At 69.3% G+C, this 19,215-nt stretch carries 16 protein-coding genes and 1 pseudogene; 7 read left to right on the top strand and 10 right to left on the bottom strand.

From position 1 onward, the window contains the following. Positions 1–422 precede the first annotated feature (422 nt). On the top strand, positions 423–953 hold the full coding sequence (gene msrA / locus EF387_RS07395) for a peptide-methionine (S)-S-oxide reductase MsrA (RefSeq protein ID WP_128375688.1): 531 nt from the start codon (positions 423–425) through the stop codon (positions 951–953). A 524-nt stretch (positions 954–1,477) separates the two neighbouring features. Further along, positions 1,478–2,713 carry a cytochrome P450 gene (locus EF387_RS07390; RefSeq protein ID WP_128375687.1) on the top strand — a complete coding sequence of 412 codons (1,236 nt, stop codon included), beginning with the start codon at positions 1,478–1,480 and terminating at the stop codon, positions 2,711–2,713. A gap of 138 nt (positions 2,714–2,851) precedes the next feature. Here EF387_RS07390 and EF387_RS07385 read toward each other — a convergent pair whose 3' ends face one another. The 6 genes from EF387_RS07385 to EF387_RS07355 form a co-directional block, all read right to left on the bottom strand. Continuing rightward, entirely contained in the window at positions 2,852–4,114 is a 1,263-nt protein-coding gene (locus EF387_RS07385) for a cytochrome P450 (protein ID WP_128375686.1), read from the bottom strand. Further along, positions 4,111–4,728, bottom strand: a complete 618-nt coding sequence (locus EF387_RS07380; protein ID WP_128375685.1) for a GTP-binding protein — start codon at positions 4,726–4,728, stop codon at positions 4,111–4,113. Before EF387_RS07380 ends, EF387_RS07385 begins: the two co-directional genes overlap by 4 nt. After that, a complete protein-coding gene (locus tag EF387_RS07375; protein WP_162467091.1) occupies positions 4,709–5,065 on the bottom strand; it encodes a DUF742 domain-containing protein in 357 nt (118 codons plus the stop codon). The genes EF387_RS07380 and EF387_RS07375 overlap by 20 nt, the downstream gene beginning before the upstream one ends. Further along, positions 5,062–5,481 (bottom strand): roadblock/LC7 domain-containing protein, encoded by a 420-nt coding sequence (locus EF387_RS07370; RefSeq protein ID WP_128375794.1) that lies wholly within the window; start codon positions 5,479–5,481, stop codon positions 5,062–5,064. The genes EF387_RS07375 and EF387_RS07370 overlap by 4 nt, the downstream gene beginning before the upstream one ends. A 151-nt stretch (positions 5,482–5,632) precedes the next feature. Next, a complete protein-coding gene (locus EF387_RS07365) occupies positions 5,633–7,504 on the bottom strand; it encodes a sensor histidine kinase (RefSeq protein ID WP_128375684.1) in 1,872 nt (623 codons plus the stop codon). Between the two features lie 992 nt (positions 7,505–8,496). Further along, positions 8,497–10,209, bottom strand: a complete 1,713-nt coding sequence (locus EF387_RS07355) for an IlvD/Edd family dehydratase (RefSeq protein WP_128375683.1) — start codon at positions 10,207–10,209, stop codon at positions 8,497–8,499. 50 nt (positions 10,210–10,259) lie between these two features. Here EF387_RS07355 and EF387_RS07350 point away from each other — a divergent pair, with 50 nt between their 5' ends. From EF387_RS07350 to EF387_RS07340, 3 genes are read left to right on the top strand one after another with little or no spacing between them, the layout of a single operon-like run. Then, on the top strand, positions 10,260–11,081 hold the full coding sequence (locus EF387_RS07350; RefSeq protein ID WP_128375682.1) for an IclR family transcriptional regulator: 822 nt from the start codon (positions 10,260–10,262) through the stop codon (positions 11,079–11,081). Between the two features lie 43 nt (positions 11,082–11,124). Then, on the top strand, positions 11,125–11,985 hold the full coding sequence (locus tag EF387_RS07345) for a fumarylacetoacetate hydrolase family protein (protein ID WP_128375681.1): 861 nt from the start codon (positions 11,125–11,127) through the stop codon (positions 11,983–11,985). 10 nt (positions 11,986–11,995) lie between these two features. Continuing rightward, positions 11,996–13,030: a zinc-dependent alcohol dehydrogenase gene (locus tag EF387_RS07340; RefSeq protein WP_128375680.1), complete on the top strand. Its 1,035-nt coding sequence runs from the start codon at positions 11,996–11,998 to the stop codon at positions 13,028–13,030. A gap of 10 nt (positions 13,031–13,040) precedes the next feature. Here the strand turns inward: EF387_RS07340 and EF387_RS48085 are convergent. Next, a pseudogene (locus EF387_RS48085) lies at positions 13,041–13,160 on the bottom strand (zinc-dependent alcohol dehydrogenase); the annotation flags it as partial. 659 nt (positions 13,161–13,819) lie between these two features. Between EF387_RS48085 and glxA the strand changes: the two are divergent. Further along, positions 13,820–15,760 (top strand): radical copper oxidase GlxA, encoded by a 1,941-nt coding sequence (gene glxA / locus EF387_RS07330; RefSeq protein ID WP_128375679.1) that lies wholly within the window; start codon positions 13,820–13,822, stop codon positions 15,758–15,760. 309 nt (positions 15,761–16,069) lie between these two features. Here the strand turns inward: glxA and EF387_RS48080 are convergent, their stop codons facing one another. Next, positions 16,070–16,294 (bottom strand): hypothetical protein, encoded by a 225-nt coding sequence (locus EF387_RS48080; protein WP_238431394.1) that lies wholly within the window; start codon positions 16,292–16,294, stop codon positions 16,070–16,072. Here EF387_RS48080 and EF387_RS48075 point away from each other — a divergent pair. After that, positions 16,269–16,535, top strand: coding sequence for a DedA family protein (locus EF387_RS48075; protein WP_420802538.1), 267 nt, complete (start codon positions 16,269–16,271; stop codon positions 16,533–16,535). The two genes, EF387_RS48080 and EF387_RS48075, sit on opposite strands and share 26 nt — an antisense overlap. A 160-nt stretch (positions 16,536–16,695) precedes the next feature. On the opposite strand, the gene EF387_RS07320 is transcribed toward EF387_RS48075, so the two are convergent. Together EF387_RS07320 and EF387_RS07315 are read right to left on the bottom strand one after the other, a co-directional pair. Next, positions 16,696–17,790 (bottom strand): peptidoglycan recognition protein family protein, encoded by a 1,095-nt coding sequence (locus EF387_RS07320; RefSeq protein ID WP_128375677.1) that lies wholly within the window; start codon positions 17,788–17,790, stop codon positions 16,696–16,698. A 439-nt stretch (positions 17,791–18,229) separates the two neighbouring features. Further along, positions 18,230–18,961: a CBS domain-containing protein gene (locus EF387_RS07315; protein WP_128375676.1), complete on the bottom strand. Its 732-nt coding sequence runs from the start codon at positions 18,959–18,961 to the stop codon at positions 18,230–18,232. Positions 18,962–19,215: the final 254 nt, after the last annotated feature.

Raw genomic sequence — 19,215 nt, 5'->3', positions numbered from 1 at the left:
TACAGTCGTCGTGTTCCGGGGGGACGAGCCGTCTTCCACTCGTGCGTCTGCGACCTTGATCTATGTCGCCGCTGCCCTGAGCATCGAGGAACTGTGGGTCACTTTGTGGGGGGTCCTTCCAGTGACGCGGTCGGCTGCGGAAAGAGGTGTCCTGGTCAGGGACATCCGCAACACCTGACACGCCTGTGATTCAAGTGACGCTATTTGACTAGAGGTTAAGGAAAAAAGAAAGAGCTTGGCGCTGGGAGTACCCCGCCTCTGAATCAGGCCGCCCCGGTACGGTGCGGAGGGGCAGGTTGTGCGGGCGCGGAATGGTTCGGAACCCTCACGCGCTGATGTAGCCACAGGGTCTGGGACGCCGACGGTGTGCGAGCCGGACAGCGCGAGTGACCGAGGCGACGGACAGATATGGGAGGGCCGACATGGCAGCGCAGACACAGAGGGCCGTGCTGGCGGGCGGATGCTTCTGGGGAATGCAGGACCTGATCCGCCGGCTCCCGGGCGTCACGGCGACCCGGGTCGGTTACACCGGGGGTGACGTGCCGAACGCGACGTACCGTAACCACGGCACCCACGCGGAGGCCATCGAGATCCTTTTCGACCCGGAGAAGACCGACTTCCGCGCGCTCTTGGAGTTCTTCTTCCAGATCCACGACCCGAGCACCAAGAACCGCCAGGGCAACGACATCGGTCTCAGCTATCGCTCGGCGATCTATTACGTGGATGACGAACAGAAGCGGATCGCCGAGGACACCATCGCGGATGTGGACGCCTCCGGCCTGTGGCCGGGCAAGGTCGTCACCGAAGTCGAGCCGGTCGGCCCCTTCTGGGAGGCCGAGCCCGAGCACCAGGACTACCTGGAGCGTTACCCCGACGGCTACACCTGCCACTTCCCTCGCCCGGGATGGCGACTGCCCGCCCGCGCGGAGGACCAGGGGCGCGTTGAGAGGTGATCGGCAGGGCACTCCTGCCGGCTTGTCCTGCGGCCCGTCCCTGCGGCCTGTCCTGCGACGGACGCGGCCCGGCCGGTCCGGTTTCCGACTCCGGCTCCTACTCCGGCGGCGGCTTCCGGCTTCCGGCGGCCACGGTGACGACCGTGGCCGCCGGAGCCGACCGTGGCCACGGCGCCGACCATGGCCACGGCGCCCGCGAGGAAGGTGGAACTGAATCAATGCGGTGAAAGTGAGGTGAACGAAGGAGCAGCGTCCGAGGCGCGCGGCTCTGACAATTGCGGGTCTTTCGTCGGCCGTGGTCGACGGCCATCTCCCCTCCCCCGTGGCCCTGTATCCACGGCCACGCCTTCGCCACCAGGGCCGACGCGCCCGCGCCGGCCACGACGGGCTGCCCGCACCGCCGTCGAGCACCGTCATACCAACGGTTGTCCACTGCTCAACCATCGGCCCGAACTCGGCTGTCCGGGCTCACGGATCGTCAATAACCTTGGTCGGCAAGCCCGTTGTAGATCTCAGGGAGCTCCATGTCCACCGCACAGCAGGTCCCCGACATCCTCTCGCCCGAATTCGCCGCGGATCCCTATCCGGCCTATCGGGTGATGCGGGAGAGCGCCCCTCTCATCTGGCACGAGGCCACCCAGAGCTACATCATCTCCCGCTACGACGACGTGGAGCGCGTCTTCAAGGACAAGAACCAGGAGTTCACCACCGACAACTACAACTGGCAGATCGAGCCGGTGCACGGCAGGACGATCCTCCAGCTCAGCGGACGTGAACACGCGGTGCGGCGCGCGCTGGTCGCCCCGGCCTTCCGCGGCAGCGACCTGCAGGAGAAGTTCCTGCCCGTGATCGTGCGCAACTCGAGCGAACTGATCGACACGTTCCGGCACACCGGATCCGCCGACCTGGTGACCGACTACGCGACCCATTTCCCCGTCAACGTGATCGCGGACATGCTCGGCCTCGACAAGGCCGATCACGAACAGTTCCAGCGCTGGTACACGTCGGTCATCGCCTTCCTCGGCAACCTTTCCGGCGATCCCGAGGTGACCGCGGCCGGTGAGCGGACCCGGGTGGAGTTCGCCGAGTACATGTTCCCGATCATCCGGGAGCGCCGCGAGAACCTGGGTGACGACCTGCTGTCCACGCTGTGCGCCGCCGAGGTCGACGGCGTGCGCATGAGCGACGAGGACATCAAGGCCTTCTGCAGCCTGCTGCTCGCCGCGGGCGGCGAGACCACCGACAAGGCGATCGCCAGCATCTTCGCGAACCTGTTGCTGCACCCGGAGCAGCTGGCGGCCGTACAGGAGGACCGGGGCCTGATCGCCCGCGCTTTCACCGAGACGCTGCGCTACACACCGCCCGTCCACATGATCATGCGGCAGTCGGCGACCGAGGTCGCGCTCAGCGGCGGCACCATCCCGGCGGGTGCCACCGTCACCTGCCTGATAGGCGCCGCCAACCGGGACGGCGACCGCTATGCGGCTCCCGACAGCTTCGACATCTTCCGCGACGACCTGCCGGCGGCGACCGCCTTCTCCGCCGCCGCCGATCACCTTGCCTTCGCCCTCGGTCGGCATTTCTGCGTGGGGGCCCTGCTCGCCAAGGCCGAGGTCGAGATCGGCGTCGGCCAACTCCTCGACGCCATGCCCGACGTGCGTCTCGCCGACGGCTTCGACCCCGTCGAACAGGGCGTTTTCACCCGGGGCCCGCAGTCCTTGCCGGTGCGCTTCACCCCCGTAACCCACGTAACGGGCTGACGTGCTGTCCCGCGCCCCCAGGGGCGCGGGGAACTGCGCGACAAGCCACGACAGCGCCGCAGCCGAAAGACGGCCCAACGCGGAACTGCCCAGGGCCACTACCCAGCGGCACTGCAAAGCGGCACCAGCAGCGGAGCGTTACTGCACCACCGGCGTGAACTCCACCGGCAGCGCGGTCAGCCCCCGCATCCAGATGGACGGGCGCCAGGTCAGCTCCTCCGGCTCCACCGACAGGACCAGGTCGGGCAGCCGCTCCAGCAGGGTCTCGACCGCCGTACGGGCGATGACATCGGCGAGCAGCGGGGCCGGGTAGGGGCAGCGGTGCTCCCCGTTGCTGAACGACAGGTGCGCGGCGTTCTCCGCCCCGATCTGCGAGTCGGGCCAGATCTGCGGGTCGGTGTTGGCCGCGGCGAGCCCCAGCACGAGGCAGTCGCCGGCCCGGATCTGCCGTCCGCCGAGCTGGGTGTCGCGCACAGCCCAGCGTCCGATGAAGTTCTGCGTCGGCGTGTCGAGCCACAGCACCTCGTTCAGCGCCTCGCCCACGCTGAGCCGGCCACCCGACACGTTAAGGGCGAAACGTTCGTCGGTGAGCAGCAGCCGCAGCGTGTTGCAGATCCAGTTGGCCGTCGGCTGCTGTGCCGCGGCGATGACGGAGATCAGGTCCTGGACGACCTCCTCGTCGGTCAGCCCGGCCGGATGCATCAGCATCCGCGAGGTGACGTCCGGTCCGGGCTTCTCCCGCTTCTCCTTGACCAGTTGCTGGATCCGCTCGCCCACCCGCCCGTACGCGGCCACCGGGTCGTCGCCCTCCGCCGCGTCGAGCGAGATCCGCAGGTCGTCCACGAGCTGCTGGGTGTCCGTGCCGGTGTGCGGCATACCGCACATCTGGACCGCGGCCCGCATCGGCAGGGCGTGCGCGTAGGCGCTCATCAGCTCGGCCTGGCCGCTCCCGGCGAACGACGAGATGAGCCGGTCGGCGATCTGCCGGCAATCGCGGCCCAGCTCGAACTGATCCACGTCCTCCAGTGCCTGAGTGATCACCCCGGCCCGCCGCCGGTGTTCCTCGCCCTCGGTGAACAGCACCGACGGCTGGTATCCGACGAACGGCAGCAGCGGCCAGTCCGCGGGAATGTTCTCCCACTGGCTCCAGCGACGCGAATCCCGCGCGAACAGCTCGTCGTGGCCCGTCACATAGCTGACCTCGGAGTAGCCGAGGACCAGCCAGGCGGGGATGTCCCCGTCGAGCAGCACGGGCGCCACCGCGCCGTGCTCCCTGCGCAGGGAGCGGTACAGCTGCGACGGTGTCTGCTGGTACTCCAGACCGGCCAGGGGCACCGCGCCCGCGTGGGCCGGGCAGCCCTCGGCAGCCGTGTGCGCCGAGGAGGTTCCGGTGTCGGTCATGGTGTCATCTCCTGGGCCATGGCCAGTTCGTAGAGGTGGTCCACGAGGGTGATCAGAACGTCCTTGCCGGACGACCTGACCCGCGCGTCGCAGTCGATCAGCGGCACATGCCCGGGCAGGGCGAGTGCCTGGCGTATCTCGTCAAGGGAGTATCTGAAGGGGTCTTCGTCGAACCGGTTGACGGCCACCACGAACGGCGTGTTGTGGTCCTGCAGCCGGTCTATCGCGTACCAGGAGTCGTCCACCCGGCGCGTGTCGACCAGGACGACCGCACCGAGCGTGCCGGAGAAGAGGCGGTCCCACAGGAACCAGAAGCGCTCCTGCCCCGGAGCGCCGAAAAGGTAGAGAACCATGCGCTCGCTCAGACTGATCCGCCCGAAGTCGAACGCCACTGTCGTGGTGGTCTTCGACGCCACCCCGTTCGCCTCGTCGACGCCCACACCGGCCTGCGTCATCACCTCTTCGGTGTTGAGCGGCCGTATCTCGCTGACCGAGCGGACCAGAGTCGTCTTGCCGACTCCGAATCCGCCCACGACGACGATCTTCAGGCCGGTCTCGGCGGCGTCGGGCAGCGGCGTACGTCGGGAGGGCAGCTCAGAGGTTGCGGAGCCCATGGAGCACCTCCTGGAGAAGGGCGGATTCGGGAAGCGAGGCGACGGACGGTGCCGCGCGCGGGTGGCGGGCGGTGATGCTGCCCGTGGCGAGGAGATCGCCGAGCAGGATGCGCACCACCGTGATCGGCAGCCTCAGGTCCGCGGCGATCTCGACCAGTGCCGTCGGATGCCGGCACAACTCGAGGATGCGAACGTGCTCCGACTGCATCCCGGCGGTGGGTTCGCGCTCACTGACCACGAGGGTGACCAGATCGAACGAGTCCTCCGCACGGCTGCGCCCGCCCGTGACCGTGTACAGCCGGTCGGGATCACCGGTGTCCACGGGCCTGCGCATCACGACGAGGCGCTCCCCCGGACGTGCTGACGGGGTGCTGCCCGCAGATGTTCACCGATCTGCTCCACCAGCTCCGTCATCTGGTGACCCACCACGCCGGGGTCGGCGTTCTCCTCGGCGAGGACCGCCAGATGCGCCCCTTCGCCGGCCTCCACGATGAAGAGCTGGCCACCGTGGAATGCGGTCATGGAGTGGCGGACGCCACCGGTTCCGTCCCCGAACTCGACGGACGAGCCCTGGGCGAGGGCCTGGATACCCGAGCAGATCGCCGCCAGTTGGTCAGCCTGGTCGGTCGTCAGGTGCTCGGTCCAGCACAGCTTCAAGCCGTCCCGGGACAGCACCAGGGCGTGCCGCGTGCCGGGAGTGCGCTCCAGAAGGCTTTGCAAGAGCCAGGTGAGACTGTTGTCGGTGGTCTGCATGGTGGTGTGGGGACGGTGGTGCCCGGGTGTCCGGTCACCGGCCCGATCCTCCAATCTCATGAAGTTGTCGTAGGGGGGAGACGAGGGCCACGGCCCGGGCGCCGCACGGGACGGGGAAGGCGTGGGCCTGCGCGGCGGGGAAGGCATGGGCCTACGGGGCGGTCGGCGGCTCGGATTCGGGGCGGGCATCGGATGCGGTGGCACCGCTGCCGGACTGGCGTCCGCGGTGGAAGGCGCCGAAGCGTGAACCCGCGTCGCGCGCCGCCGCACGTCCCTGCGCGCGTGCACCGTCCTGCGCGGTGGCCTCGGCCGTCGTCCTGCGCTGCTGACGCTCGCGTTCGGCTTCGACCATGGCGCGCCCGGGGGCGCGGACGGGCAGTCCGTTCGGCGTGGACTCCGCGGGACGGCGATGTGCCCTCTGGTCCGGGAACTCCGGGGACTTCGGGACTTGTGGGAGGTCCGCCCCGGCAGCGGGCCGCATCGCGGCGACCGGCCGCGCCGCGGGGTCGGGACGTGTGGCCGGGTCAGGCCAGGCTCCTGGCTCGGGCAGTGCGGCCGCCGCGGGCTGCGCGGCGGAAGCGGGCTGCGCGGCGGAAGCGGGCTGCGCGGCGGAGGCGGGTCCGGGTGCGGGCGGCGCGACAGTGGGACGGGATGCCGTCTGCCCCGGTGCGCGGCCGCGCTGCTGGGCGAGCAGCTGCGGGGGCAGCAGTACGACGACGCCGGTGCCGCCGCGCGACGAGGGTCGGTAGTTGACACTGATGCCGTACTTGACGGCCAGCCGCCCGACCACGGCCAGACCGAGCCGTGTGCCCTGCAATGAGGCGAGGTCCGTCGTCCGTCCGGACACCGCCTGCTCGGCGTGCCGCATGGCCGCGTCGGCCATTTTCAGTCCGCTGTCCTCGATCGTGACGACGATTCCCGCGCTGCGGTCCTCGACGTACACATGGACCTCGTCGATCGGCGGCGAGAAGTTGGCGCCGTTGTCCATCAGTTCGGCGAGCAGATGCATGATGCCTTCCGCGGCGAATCCGGAGATCGCGGCGCTCGTCGAACAGTGCAGTCGTACGCGCTGATACGCGGCGATCCGGCCGACCGCGCCCCGCAGGATGCTCTCCATCACGATCGGCTTGTTCCAGGCGCGGCTGGAACGACCGCCCATGAGCAGCGCCAGCCGGTCGGTCATGAGTCCCAGCTGCGAGGTGCTGTGATCCAGCTTCAGCAGATCGCCGAAGACCTCCTCGCCGTGCCGCTCCTGCATCGCCCGAAGGTCGGCGAGCATGCTGACGGCCTTGGCCTGCACCCGGCTCAGGGCCTTCGCCGAAGCGGCCTGCGCGGCGGCGGCACGCCGTTCGCTGTGGGCGAGTTCACGAACGAACGATTCGGCGGGGACGCGCAGCACAGGCACTCGCGGCCACTCGAGCTCAGCGAGCACGGTGTCGGCCGAACTGCCCTCCCTGAGCTTCGTGATCGCGGCGGGCAAGGTCTCCTTCGTCAGCCGTTCCAGCTCGACGGCGGACTGGTTGAGTTCGTGCTGGGCTTGCTGACGTTCCATGTCCAGGACCGCCGCATTCCGCATGTCCTGCTCCACCAAGGAGGCGAAGGTGTGCACGATCTGGCGCAGTTGCGGATCGGACGGCTGGGTCACGCTCGTAAGGGTGTCACTCGCTCCCGCTCCGTCCCGCAGTCGCCTCGCGACGGCGGGCAGGATCGTGTGCACCACATGAGTGGACTCCGCACCCTGCTGCGCCAACTGAGCCTTGAGACGCCGGGTTTGGGTTGCCTGTGCCTCTGCGGACCGACGGGAGCGCCGGATCAGCAGGGCACTGACGACGACGGTGACCGCAACGAATAACCAGGCGCCCAGAGCCGAAGTCACCGTCCAGGTACGGGCGGCCTCGGGCGCCGCCGCGACCGCCGCGCCGGCGGCTGCGGCACTCAACACCAGCAGGGCCAGGGGTACGGCCGGCGAGGCGCGAGGCACCTCCGCTGACCTTTGCCGGCGGAACGGTGTGGGCACTGACATCAGCGGTTCCTCGGTCCTCGGGGCACGAAACACGGTCGACCGGTACATACCGGCCGCAGTCAGGAAGGGGTCTCCAAAGCGGACGTCGATCGTCCGGACCAGATACCGGCTCATGCTAGTCATCCTGCTGCGCACCCAGATCCGACTGGCTGCACAGTCTGCTCACGAACCAACTTCGTCGTGAACCTGCCACTCAACTGCCGTGACATGGTAGGGATCGGTGGCCCGCGGCCGTGACGACCATGGATGTCCGTCGGCGCGTCCCTGTGAGCCGACAGCGGGTGGCGGATGGCCGTGATTTCGGCGTGCCGGCCACGGCGAAACAAGGGTTTTCCGGCCAACTGTGCGGGCGACGCGCCAGATGGCATGACGCCCCGGCAGGCATCGTGGATCGTCCCCGCAGGAGCCGGGAGTTGCACGCCTTGCCCGGTACGGCGTGGCACCCATCGGCAGTTGGCGGCGGACACACCCCCAGGGCCTGTGTCGGAAGTGGCGCCTGCCGGCCGACGCCTGGCACGCTCCCCCAAGCTCTCCGAGCAGGGGGCACCCCCACTCGCCGCACCGGGCGAAAGCCCAGGTACATCCAGTACGAGGGCTTCCGCCCGGCACACCGAGAGCACGCACCAGACGCCGCCCGGCCCGCCCTTCGGGCGAACGACGCCACTTCCGACACACCCCCTAGTGCCCCCGACGGGCAGCGGCACGCCACAGCCGCGCCCTCGCGCGGGCCCTGCCCGCACCCTCGGCGGGCGACCGCCCTCCGGCTACCGGATCACCGACGCCGGCCCCCACCCAGCCCCTTCGGCAGCCACGACCGGCCGACGCAGCCACAAATACAGCCCGACCCCGTCGCCACACCTGCACCGCATCTTCACCATGTAAACCTGCTCCGGGGCCGGGACAGGATCAGACGACCCCGAGCACGACCTTGCCGCGGACCCGTCCCGACTGGCTGAGACGGGAGCGGCCCGGCCTCGGCTGCCAGAAGGCTGTCAGTGCGACTCGCGGCTCACCTCGGAGCCGCTGGAGCCGACGAGGAAGTCCAGGTCGGCGCCCGTGTCGGCCTGTAGGACGTGGTCGACGTAGAGGCGTTCCCAGCCGCGCCGGGGGGAGGCGAAGCCGTCGAGCGTGGCCTGGTTGGGCTTGCGGGCCGCGAGTTCGTCGGCGGGCACGTCGACGTCGATGCGGCGGGCCGCGACGTCGAGGCTGATGACATCGCCGGTCCTTATGAGCGAGAGCGGGCCGCCGGCCGCGGCTTCCGGGGCCACATGCAGGACGACGGTGCCGTAGGCGGTGCCGCTCATCCGGCCGTCGCAGACCCGGACCATGTCACGGACGCCCTGTTCGAGGAGTTTCTTCGGCAGCGGCATGTTCGACACCTCGGGCATGCCCGGATAGCCCTTGGGTCCGCAGCCGCGCAGGACGAGGACGGAGTCGGCGTCCACGTCCAGGTCCGGATCGTCGACACGGGCGTGGAAGTCCTCGATCGAGTCGAAGACGACCGCCCGGCCGCGGTGTTGGAGCAGATGCGGCGAGGCGGCGGCCGGTTTGATCAGGGCGCCGTCGGGGGCGAGGTTGCCGCGCAGGACGGCGATGCCGCCCTCGGCGACCAGCGGTTCGGCGCGGATGCGGATGACCTCGCCGTCCCAGATCGGGGCGTCGTCGAGGAACTCGACCAGCGGCTGACCGGTGACGGTCAGCGCTTCCGGGTCGAGCAGGTCACGCACCTCTCGCAGCACGGCGAGCAGGCCGCCTGCGCGGTGGAAGTCCTCCATCAGGAAGCGGCCCGCCGGCTGGAGGTCAAGCAGGACCGGCACACGGGAGCCGATGCGGTCGAAGTCGTCGAGTGTCAGGTCGATGCCCAACCGGCCCGCGATCGCGAGGAGATGGACGACGGCGTTGGTGGAACCGCCGATCGCGGCCAGCGCCACGATCGCGTTGTGGAAGGACGCCTTGGTCAGGAAGGTGCCCGGTCGGCGGTCGGCGCCGACCAGGTCCACCGCCAGTCGGCCGGTGTGGTGGGCGGCCTCCAGCAGCCGGCTGTCCGGCGCGGGGGTCCCGGCCACTCCGGGGATCACCGTGCCCAGCGCCTCCGCGACCAGGGCCATCGTCGAGGCGGTGCCCATGGTGTTGCAGTGGCCGCGGCTGCGGATCATCGACGACTCGGAGCGGGTGAACTGCTCCTGGGAGAGCGTGCCCGCGCGCACCTCCTCCGACAGTTGCCACACACCGGTTCCGCAGCCCAGCAGGTTGCCGCGGAAGGTGCCGTTGAGCATCGGGCCGCCGGGGACCACGACCGCGGGCAGATCGACCGAGGCGGCGGCCATGAGCAGCGACGGGATCGTCTTGTCGCAGCCGCCCAACAGCACCACGCCGTCGATGGGGTTGGCGCGCAGCATCTCCTCGGTGGCCATCGCCGCCATGTTCCGCCAGAGCATCGCGGTGGGCCGCACGTTCGTCTCCCCCAGCGACACCACCGGCAGGTCCAGCGGAATCCCGCCGGCCTCGTACACACCGTTGCGCACCGAGGACGCCACCTCGTTCAGGTGCGCGTTGCAGGGGGTCAGGTCCGAGGCGGTGTTGGCGATGGCGATCTGCGGGCGGCCGGTGAAGGCGTCGTCGGGGACGCCCCGCCGCATCCACGCCCGGTGGATGTAGGCGTTGCGGTCCTGACCCGCGTACCACTGTGCACTGCGGAGCGTCACCCTTGAGCCCCTTCCAATAACCGGTACGGCGATCTAAAGTCTGGAATGCCATGAAGCATACGCAGACGCTCGACGGATCGACAGACCCCGGCGACGGCGTGACCGGCGCCGACGTCGGCCGGCTCGTCGGCTCGGACCGGGTACTCGCCGTCCTCAAGGAGCTCGCGCGGTTCCCCGACGGGGTCGGTCTGGACGAGCTGACCCGCGTGATCGGCAGTCCGAAGCCGACCGTGCACCGGGCACTGCAGTCGCTGCGCCGGGCCGGTCTGGCCGACCAGGGCGCCGGTGGCCGTTATGTGCTCGGGGACGAGTTCCTGCGCATGGCATTCGCCCACCACGAGGCCCGTCCCGATCATGTCCGCGTCCGCCCGGTCCTCGAGGCGCTCGCGCACCGGTTCGGCGAGACGGCCCACTATGCGGTCCTCGACGGCCGGGAGGTCGTCTACCGCGCCAAGGTCGACCCGCCCACCGGCGCCGTCAAGCTGACGTCGACGATCGGCGGGCGCAACCCCGCCCACGCCACCGCCGTCGGCAAACTGCTGCTCGCCCCGCAGCTGGGCACCCTGGAGGAGGTCGAGGCCTGGGTCGGCCGGTTCGCGCTGGAGCGCCGCACGGCGCGGACCCTGTGCACGGCCGCCGACCTGCACCGTGAACTGAGGGCCACGGCCGAACGCGGCTATGCCTGTGACGACCAGGAGAACGAGACCGGCGTCACCTGTCTCGCACTGCCCGTGTTCGCCACGTCGCCGACGAAGCCCTCCGGATCCGTGAGCATCAGCGCGCTGGCGTACCGGATGCCCTTGGCCGCCCTGGTGGACGCGCTCGACGAGATCCGGTCGCTGCTCGGCCCGCTCGGCGAGCCTCACTCTTGAAGCCCCAGTCACTCCCCCGCCGACCGAACCCTGGAGACACCCCGTGTATCTCATGCGCATCGGCGCACCCGGCGCCGAGAAGCCCGTCGCCCGCATCGACGACGGGACGTACGTAGACCTTTCCGATGTCGTAACGGACTTCGACGAGGCGTTCTTCGGGTCGGGCGGCCTCGACCGCGTCCGTCCCGTCGTGGCCGAGCGGACGGCCGCGGGCCGGGTTTCCCGCTTCGCCGGTGAGCGCGTCGGCGCCCCCGTCGCACGTCCGCATCAGATCCTGTGCATCGGGCTCAACTACCGTGACCACGCGGCCGAGAGCGGCATGCCCGTACCCGACGAGCCGATCCTGTTCACCAAGTCGCCCAACACCCTCATCGGCCCGCACGACGACGTGCGCATCCCACGCGGCTCCACGAAGACCGACTGGGAGGTGGAGCTCGGCATCGTCATCGGCCGCCGCACGAGCTATCTCGAGTCGGTGGAGGAGGCCCGCGACGCCATCGCCGGCTATGTGGTCGTCAACGACGTCAGCGAGCGCGCCTTCCAGTTGGATCGCGGCGGGCAGTGGGCCAAGGGCAAGTCCGCCGAGACCTTCAATCCCGCAGGGCCCTGGCTGGCCACGACCGACGAGATCGACGACGTGCTCGCGCTCGACATGTGGCTGGACGTCAACGGGGTGCGGCGGCAGACCGGCAGCACCAAGACGATGATCTTCGACCCGTACTTCATCGTGCACTACCTCAGCCAGTTCCTCGTCCTGGAGCCCGGCGACCTCATCAACACGGGCACCCCGCCCGGTGTCGGCATGGGCCTCACGCCGCCCGTCTACCTCCAGCCGGGTGACGTGATGGAACTGGGCATCAAGCAGCTCGGCACCCAGCGCCAGCACGTGCTCGGACCCCGGTGAGCCGGCCTCCGTGCGCGCGTTCGTACTGACGGCACCTGGTACCTGCGAGGTCCAGGACCTCCCGGCGCCGGTGGCCGGACCCGGGGAAGTCGTCATCGACGTCGAGCGGGTCGGCGTGTGCGGCACCGACGTGGAGTTCTTCACCGGCGAGATGGCCTACCTCCACCAGGGCCACTCCGCCTACCCGATGCGGCTCGGGCACGAGTGGTGCGGCCGCGTCCTGACGGTCGGCGACGGCGTCGACCCCGGCTGGCTCGGTCGCCGCGTCATGGGCGACACCATGCTCGGCTGCGGCAGCTGCCGTCGCTGCCTGCGGGGTCACCAGCACGTGTGCGGGAAACGGCGCGAGGTCGGCATCCGCGGCGGCCAGGCCGGTGCCCTGGCCGAGCAACTCGCCGTACCGGCCTCCTCGTTGCACGATCTGCCCGACTCCGTCGACGCCGAGCTCGGCGCACTCGTGGAGCCCGGCGGCAACGCCTTGCGCGCCGCGCAGGCCGCCGCGGCGCGGGCCGGGGACCGAGCGCTGGTGCTGGGCCCGGGGACGATCGGACTGCTCGCCGCGATGTTCCTCCGCGCCGCCGGAGCGGAGGTCCACCTCATGGGGGCCACCGACAGCTCGCTCGCCTTCGCCCACACCCTGGGATTCGAGCACGTGTGGGCGGAAGACACTTTGCCGGACCTGCCCTTCGACGCGGTCGTCGACGCCACGAACGCCGCCCATCTGCCCGCGAGGGCACTGGAACTCGTCGAGCCGGGCGGCCGTCTCGTCTACATCGGTCTGGCCGGCGAACCCAGCCGCGTCGACACTCGCATCCTCGTCCTCAAGGACGTGGCCGCGGTGGGTGTCCTGTCCGCCTCCCCCGGCCTCGACGCCACCATCCGCGCGTACGCCGTCGGATCGGTGGACCCCAGGCCGCTCGTGGCGGCCACCGTGGGCCTCGACGAGGTGGGCCTCGTACTCGCCGGCGAACGGCCGGAACGGGCAGGGCCCGGCCCCAAGATCCTTGTCGACCCCCGACCGAGTACGGCGGGGACGGCCTCCTGAGCGAGTCCGCCCAACTGCCGCCGATGGCGGCACCGTACATCGCCGTGCAGGGCACGGCGGCGCAGTGCGCGGTGAGTCCGGCGCGGCAGCGGGCGCAGGTGCCGCAGTTGATGGACCAGGGGTCAAGGACTGAGGGGTCCTTGCACTATGAGCGTCCGATCAGGTCGCGTGGTCTGGTGCCGTGCATCGCAAGGCGCCGGAAGGTCCTCGTAGCGGAGCTACTAGGACCTTTTGGCAACGCGGCGATGGGGGTGCCCCCTGCTCGAGCGCAGCCGAGAGCTTGGGGGAGCGGTGCCGGGCCGCGCGACCCGGGCGGGCATGGTGCAAGGACCCCTGAGCCGGGCCACGCCGGTTCTCGGGCGTCACACTCCTAGCGCGGCATTGAATCCGGATCAAGTGGTCATTCGTCCCACCCGACTCTCCTTCGGGCCGGACAGAGGCCACTGCCGAGGGGGCGGCAGTGCGAAGTCCGCGAGGTCCGAACGGCTCTGATTTCGGCCCTGTTTTTTCGGCCCTGGTAGGCCCTAGTGCGTCCCGGCCGCACGTCGGGATGATCAATTACGCTCGTGCGGCCTCCACTCCCCCGGAGACGGAGTTCGTGGTCCGAAGCTCGTCGTCCCTGCCCAGCTCGGGCCGCCGGATTTCGTGAGCCGGTGGGGCAGCACCACGAGCCACGGCCGTTGCCGGGGCGGCATGCGCGGCACGCCCGCCCGGCACAGGCCGAGTCGGGCTGCCTCCGGTGGCGGCACCGACCAGACCATGCAGCTCGCTCTTGGGGAGACGTAAGGAATGACCATCCGTACTGCCGGCCGCCGTCGCGCTCGTCGTCTCGCGATAGGCACGACGGTGGTCCTCGCACTGGCCGGGATGAACGGGCCGTGGCTGTACCGCTTCGGCGCCGACAAATACCACCAGTACCAAATCAACACAGCCGAGTACAAAGCCGAGAACGGCCACTGGGAGGTCGTCGAGTTCCCCGAGGAGTTCCAGCAGAACACCATTCACGCGGCACTGCTGCGCACCGGCAAGATCCTGATGATCGCGGGCTCCGGCAACAACCAGAAGAACAAGGACGCGAAGGTGTACGACACGCGTCTGTGGGACCCGGTCAAGAACACCATCAAGAGAGTCCCGACGCCGAACGACCTGTTCTGCGGCGGCCACACCCAGCTGGCCAACGGCAACCTGCTCGTGGCGGGCGGCACCAAGAGCTACGAGAAGCTCAAGGGCAACGTGAAGAAGGCCGGCGGCGTGATGATCATCTACAACGAGAATCCGGACAAGCCGATGACGCTGCCCGGCGGCACCAGGTTCAAGGGCAGGGAGAACGGCAAGACCTTCATGGCGACGGAATCGGTCCTCATTCCACGCGCGAAGAAGGTCTTCGACAAGAAGACCGGCACATGGCTGCGCAACAACCCGGGCTACGGCCGCGTCTATGTCGAGGCGCAGAAGGAGGGCGCCAAGTACGAGACCGGCACCGAGGACAACTACCGCATCCAGGGCCTCACCGGTGCCGACGCCCGCAACATCTACGGCATCGCGCAGAAGCTCGCTCTGGACAAGAAGGACTTCCAGGGCCTGAAGGACACCTACGAGTTCGACCCGGTCGCCGAGAAGTACATCAAGGTCGACCCGATGAACGAGGCTCGCTGGTACCCGACGCTGACCACGCTGAGCGACGGAAGGATCCTCAGCGTGTCCGGGCTCGACGACATCGGCCAGCTCGTGCCGGGCAAGAACGAGATCTACGACCCGAAGACCAGGACGTGGAAGTACACGGCGGGGAAGATGCAGTTCCCCACCTACCCGGCGCTGTTCCTGATGCAGAACGGCAAGATCTTCTACTCGGGCTCCAACGCGGGTTACGGCCCGGACGACGTGGGCCGCGACCCGGGCATCTGGGACCTGAAGACCAACAAGTTCACCAAGTTGCCGGGCCTGAGCGACCCGAAGCTGATGGAGACCTCCGGCACGGTGCTGCTGCCGCCGGCGCAGGACGACAAGTACATGGTCATCGGCGGCGGCGGGGTCGGTGAGTCCAAGCTGTCCAGCAACAAGACCCGCCTCATCGACCTCAAGGCCGAGAACCCGCGCTTCGTGGACGGGCCCGAGCTGGAGAAGGGCACCCGCTACCCGGAGGCCTCGATCCTGCCCGACGACACCGTGCTGGTCTCCGGCGGCTCCGAGGACTACCGCGCGCGCAGCGGCTCCAACATCCTCCAGGCGCGGATCTACCACCCGAAGTCCAATACCTTCGAACGCGTCGCCGACCCGCTGGTGGGCCGCAACTACCACGCCGGTTCGGTGCTGCTGCCCGACGGCCGCGTGATGTTCTTCGGCGGAGACCCGCTCTTCGGCGACAAGGCCAACACCAAGCCCGGCACGGCCGAGAAGCGCATCACGATCTACACGCCGACGTATCTGTACCAGGGCGCGCGGCCCACACTCAGCGGCGGCCCGAAGGCCATCGCGCGCGGCGAGTCGGCGACCTTCGCCACGAAGCACGCGTCGTCCATCAAGACGGCGCGGCTGATCCGCCCGAGCGCCACCACGCACGTCACCGACGTCGACCAGCGGTCCATCGCGCTGGACCTCAAGAAGACGAAGGACGGCGTGACCGTCACCGTCCCCGAGAACCGCAATCTGGTCCATTCCGGCTGGTACATGCTGTTCGTGGTGGACGGCCAGGGGACGCCGAGCAAGGCGCAGTGGGTCGAGGTGCCCTGACGCACGGCCGTACGGGAAGAGGGGCGCCCGGTCGTCCGGGCGTCCGGGCGCCCTTCTCCCGCACCGGGTAGTGCCGGCCATGTCGGCGGTGCACTGGATCCGTAAGTACTCAGGCACTGTTGAGTGCCCCTCGGCCTCCTCGCGCGATGGCCAGGCTCGCCGGGGCGGGAGGCGACCCGTGCCCCCGGCGCTCCGCCTCCAGCTGTCGGCGTGCCGCACAGGGCCCGCGAGTGCCCTGGAAAAGGCCGCGACCACGGCGTCCGACGGGGCCTTATGCTCCAGGCCTGCGGCCCACCGTGCGACCCCCGGTCATGCTGCCTCGACCGGCTCCTGCTCGTCGGGCCGGTCCGGCCCCACCTCGGTCGGCAGGGCCTGCTCGCACCAGATCGTCTTGCCACCCAGATTGCCTACTGCGCTCAGTTCCGCGACCGTCCGGCCCAACCAGGCCCGGTGGCACAGCGCCAGGAGCTGGTCGTACCCGGGCACGAAGGCGGTGTTCTTCGGCCGGATGGTGCCCCTGTTCCGAAACCTCATCTCGCTGCCGGCGGGCGTCGAACGGATGCCTGTGCGGCAGTTCCTGCCCCTGACCACGCTCGGCAGCCTGATCTGGAACTCCGGCTTCGTCGTGGCCGGCTACGTGCTGGGCGACAACTGGCAGGTCGTGGACGACTACGCGGGCATCTTCCAGAAGGCGGTCATCGCCGTCGTCGCACTGGCATTGATCGCGTTCGTGGCGGTCCGGATACGCGAGCGAGGACGGAGCGGTGTCCAGTAGACGCAACCGCGGTCCACAACGGGCCCCGACGATCAACTCAGCGCCCGTGATCGAGTCTTCCGACGCGATCGACTTCCGGACCGGTTCGCCTCCGTTCGGAGGGCGCCCGCTCCCGCGGACGCCCTCCTCGCGTGTTACTGCTGACTGGTGGAGCCCTGCGTCAGCTACCGGAACGCGCTGCCGCGACGTCCCTGCGCAGGGCGGGGAGGTCACCGTAGAACGTGGTGCCGGGGCACTCGGTGGCCAGCCAGTCGCGGTGACCGCTGATCATCCGGACGTTCTTCTTGACGCCGTTGACAGGGTTGACGAAGGTGACGGCGGCCTCGGGGTCGAAGTTGTGGTAGTCGGACAGCGCCGCGAGCAGCTTGGTCAGCGACTGACGGGCGGCGGCGGTCGGGGCCTGGCTCTCGAAGCTGCCGAGTACGGCGATGCCGAGGTTGCCGGAGTTGAAGCCGGCGGCGTGGAACGCGGTCACCATCTTCCCGTCGGCGTTGTGGGCCGGGATGCCGTCCGTGCCCGTGTAACGGCCCTCGTAGATGAGGCCCGCCTCATCGATGAGGAAGTGGTAGCCGATGTCACCCCAGTCGTTGGTGATCGCGTGCATGAAGTAATACGCACGAATGGTGGCGGCCGGGTCCAAGTCGCCGTTGGCGCCCGCCGTGTGATGCACCGTCATCGTCTGGGCCGGGTAGTAGGTCTGCGGCGAGTTCTCGGTGCCGTCCGCCTTGAAGCGGAGGGATTCGTCGGCACCCCAGCCGGCCCGGGTGATGAACTCGACGCCCCGGAACGACGCCGTCTCGGTGGGCACGGAGACCTTCATGGTCGGACCGTTGACCGTGTCGATGGCGGTGGAGCGTACGTTGGTCGCACCGTCCGGCATCCTGAGTTCGTAACCGGCGGCCCCACCGGTGGGCACCAGCACGCTCGCGTTCTTCGCGGGTTCCCCGGCGTCCCCGTCCGCTCCGGCGGCGCAGACCGGCTTCAGCGTCTGCCACGCGCCCGCCTTGCCGTCCTGGTCGAGCAGTCTGATGCCGGCACCGCGCTGGGCCCCGGTCCAGGTGACGCCGACGTATTCGACGGGGAAGCCCGGCTCCGCGGACTTGGCTGCCGCGCCCGAGAACGTCTTCGCCCGGGTGCGGGGCACACGCTCCTGCCTCGTCGTGGCCTTGGTCGGGGCGGCCGAGGCGAAAACCGGGACCGCGGCGGCGGCGCCGGCTGCGAGACCGGCCGCTCCGAGGACGGTGCGACGGGTCATGGCGCGCTTCTTGTGACGCAAGGAATGATCCCTTCGGGTGGTGCACGGGTGGCGAACGCTGCCCTGACTTCCCGTCATATCGCATTGCTACGGGGGCAGTAGGGAACATCTGCCACTCTATTCTCACCTGTCACACGCGTACCACACGGGGACCGGTTGCTATGAGCTGCACCACATGCGCAGAAGCATCCGCTGGAAACGGCCCTGGGTGAGCCCCGCCCGCAACTCCGCACGCGGGGCGGGCAGTTCTAACAAACAGGCCCCAAACGGGCATACTGTTCTGCCAGATTCACAACGCCAACTCGGTGACGTGCCGGGGTTGTCGCGATGCTGAGAACCAGAGTCGGCTGTTGTGCGTGGGGTGCCGGGACAGCGGCGTGGGCGAGGCGGAGAGTCGCGCGGTCAGGGCTCGTTACAACACGGACCTCCCGGAGAGTTCTCACAGCCTGCGCAGCCAGTCGTCGGCCACGCCGCGGAACGCCTGCTCCTCGGCCTGGATACGGGCGTCGTCCAGCCGGTAGGTGAGTTCGCTGACGACCCCGACGACACCGTCCATCTGCCGGGTCATGGAGGCAGCGATCTCCGTCTCGCTCTTGCGCTCCATCTGCCCGGAGAGCGTGACCACGCCGTCCGCCACGGAGACGTCGATGACGCGTGGCGACAACCACAGGGCACGTCCCAGCACCTCGTCGATCACCTCGTTGCGGATCTCATCGTCGGGCCGCAGGAAGACCTGAAGCAGGTCACGACGGGTGACGATGCCGACGAGCCGCTCCTCCGCGTCGAGGACGGGCAACCGCTCCACATGGTGCCGGACCATGGTCCGGGCTGCCGCGACGATGGTGTCCTCGGCGTGGACCGTGACCGGAGGCTCGGACATCAGCTGCCCGGCGGTGCGAGCGTGGGCCTTCGCCTCCCGCTTCCTGGCGGCGGGTGTCAGGTCGGCGAGCCGGAAGTGCTTCTTCGGCTGGTACGGGTCGGGCGTCTCGGCCTGCCTCAGAAGCAGGTCGGTCTCGGAGATGACACCGATCACCTTCTCGTCGTCGTCGACCACCGGCAGTCCGCTGATGCGATGCTCACCGAGCAACCCTGCCACCTCCTTGAAGGGGGTGGCGTACTCGGCGCGGACGACGTCCGTGGTCATCACGGAACCGACCTTGTTGTGCTTCATGACCGTTGCCTCCTCAGCGAAGTCGGCGCGGATACGGGTCCGGGGACCCGCGCGGCAGCAGGCGCACGCGTGCATCGAGCACGGTGGCTCCGCCCGGTGCGTCCGGCATCGCGGACCTCCTCCAGAACCTCTCGGCACTCCGAGCGTCCAGCGGAACCGGGCGGGATCCCATGGGCTGTCCGGGGCCACAAGTGGGCCGGTCGGCCCTCAACGGCCTCGAATTCCGCGTCACATGCCGGTCGGCGATCTCCGGG

The organism is Streptomyces cavernae, assembly GCF_004023625.1.
GTDB classification, from domain to species: domain Bacteria; phylum Actinomycetota; class Actinomycetes; order Streptomycetales; family Streptomycetaceae; genus Streptomyces; species Streptomyces cavernae.
Note: the sequence above shows the minus strand (reverse complement) of the source record. Positions and strands in the feature narration are given on the sequence as shown.

Excerpts from the sequence above, each read along its gene's own strand:
- msrA (WP_128375688.1), top strand. The coding sequence starts at position 423 with ATGGCAGCGCAGACACAGAGGGCCGTGCTGGCGGGCGGATGCTTCTGG.
- EF387_RS07390 (WP_128375687.1), top strand. The coding sequence starts at position 1,478 with ATGTCCACCGCACAGCAGGTCCCCGACATCCTCTCGCCCGAATTCGCC.
- EF387_RS07385 (WP_128375686.1), bottom strand. The coding sequence starts at position 4,114 with ATGACCGACACCGGAACCTCCTCGGCGCACACGGCTGCCGAGGGCTGC.
- EF387_RS07380 (WP_128375685.1), bottom strand. The coding sequence starts at position 4,728 with ATGGGCTCCGCAACCTCTGAGCTGCCCTCCCGACGTACGCCGCTGCCC.
- EF387_RS07370 (WP_128375794.1), bottom strand. The coding sequence starts at position 5,481 with ATGCAGACCACCGACAACAGTCTCACCTGGCTCTTGCAAAGCCTTCTG.
- EF387_RS07365 (WP_128375684.1), bottom strand. The coding sequence starts at position 7,504 with ATGTCAGTGCCCACACCGTTCCGCCGGCAAAGGTCAGCGGAGGTGCCT.
- EF387_RS07350 (WP_128375682.1), top strand. The coding sequence starts at position 10,260 with ATGAAGCATACGCAGACGCTCGACGGATCGACAGACCCCGGCGACGGC.
- glxA (WP_128375679.1), top strand. The coding sequence starts at position 13,820 with ATGACCATCCGTACTGCCGGCCGCCGTCGCGCTCGTCGTCTCGCGATA.
- EF387_RS48075 (WP_420802538.1), top strand. The coding sequence starts at position 16,269 with ATGGTGCCCCTGTTCCGAAACCTCATCTCGCTGCCGGCGGGCGTCGAA.
- EF387_RS48080 (WP_238431394.1), bottom strand. The coding sequence starts at position 16,294 with ATGAGGTTTCGGAACAGGGGCACCATCCGGCCGAAGAACACCGCCTTC.
- EF387_RS07320 (WP_128375677.1), bottom strand. The coding sequence starts at position 17,790 with ATGACCCGTCGCACCGTCCTCGGAGCGGCCGGTCTCGCAGCCGGCGCC.
- EF387_RS07315 (WP_128375676.1), bottom strand. The coding sequence starts at position 18,961 with ATGAAGCACAACAAGGTCGGTTCCGTGATGACCACGGACGTCGTCCGC.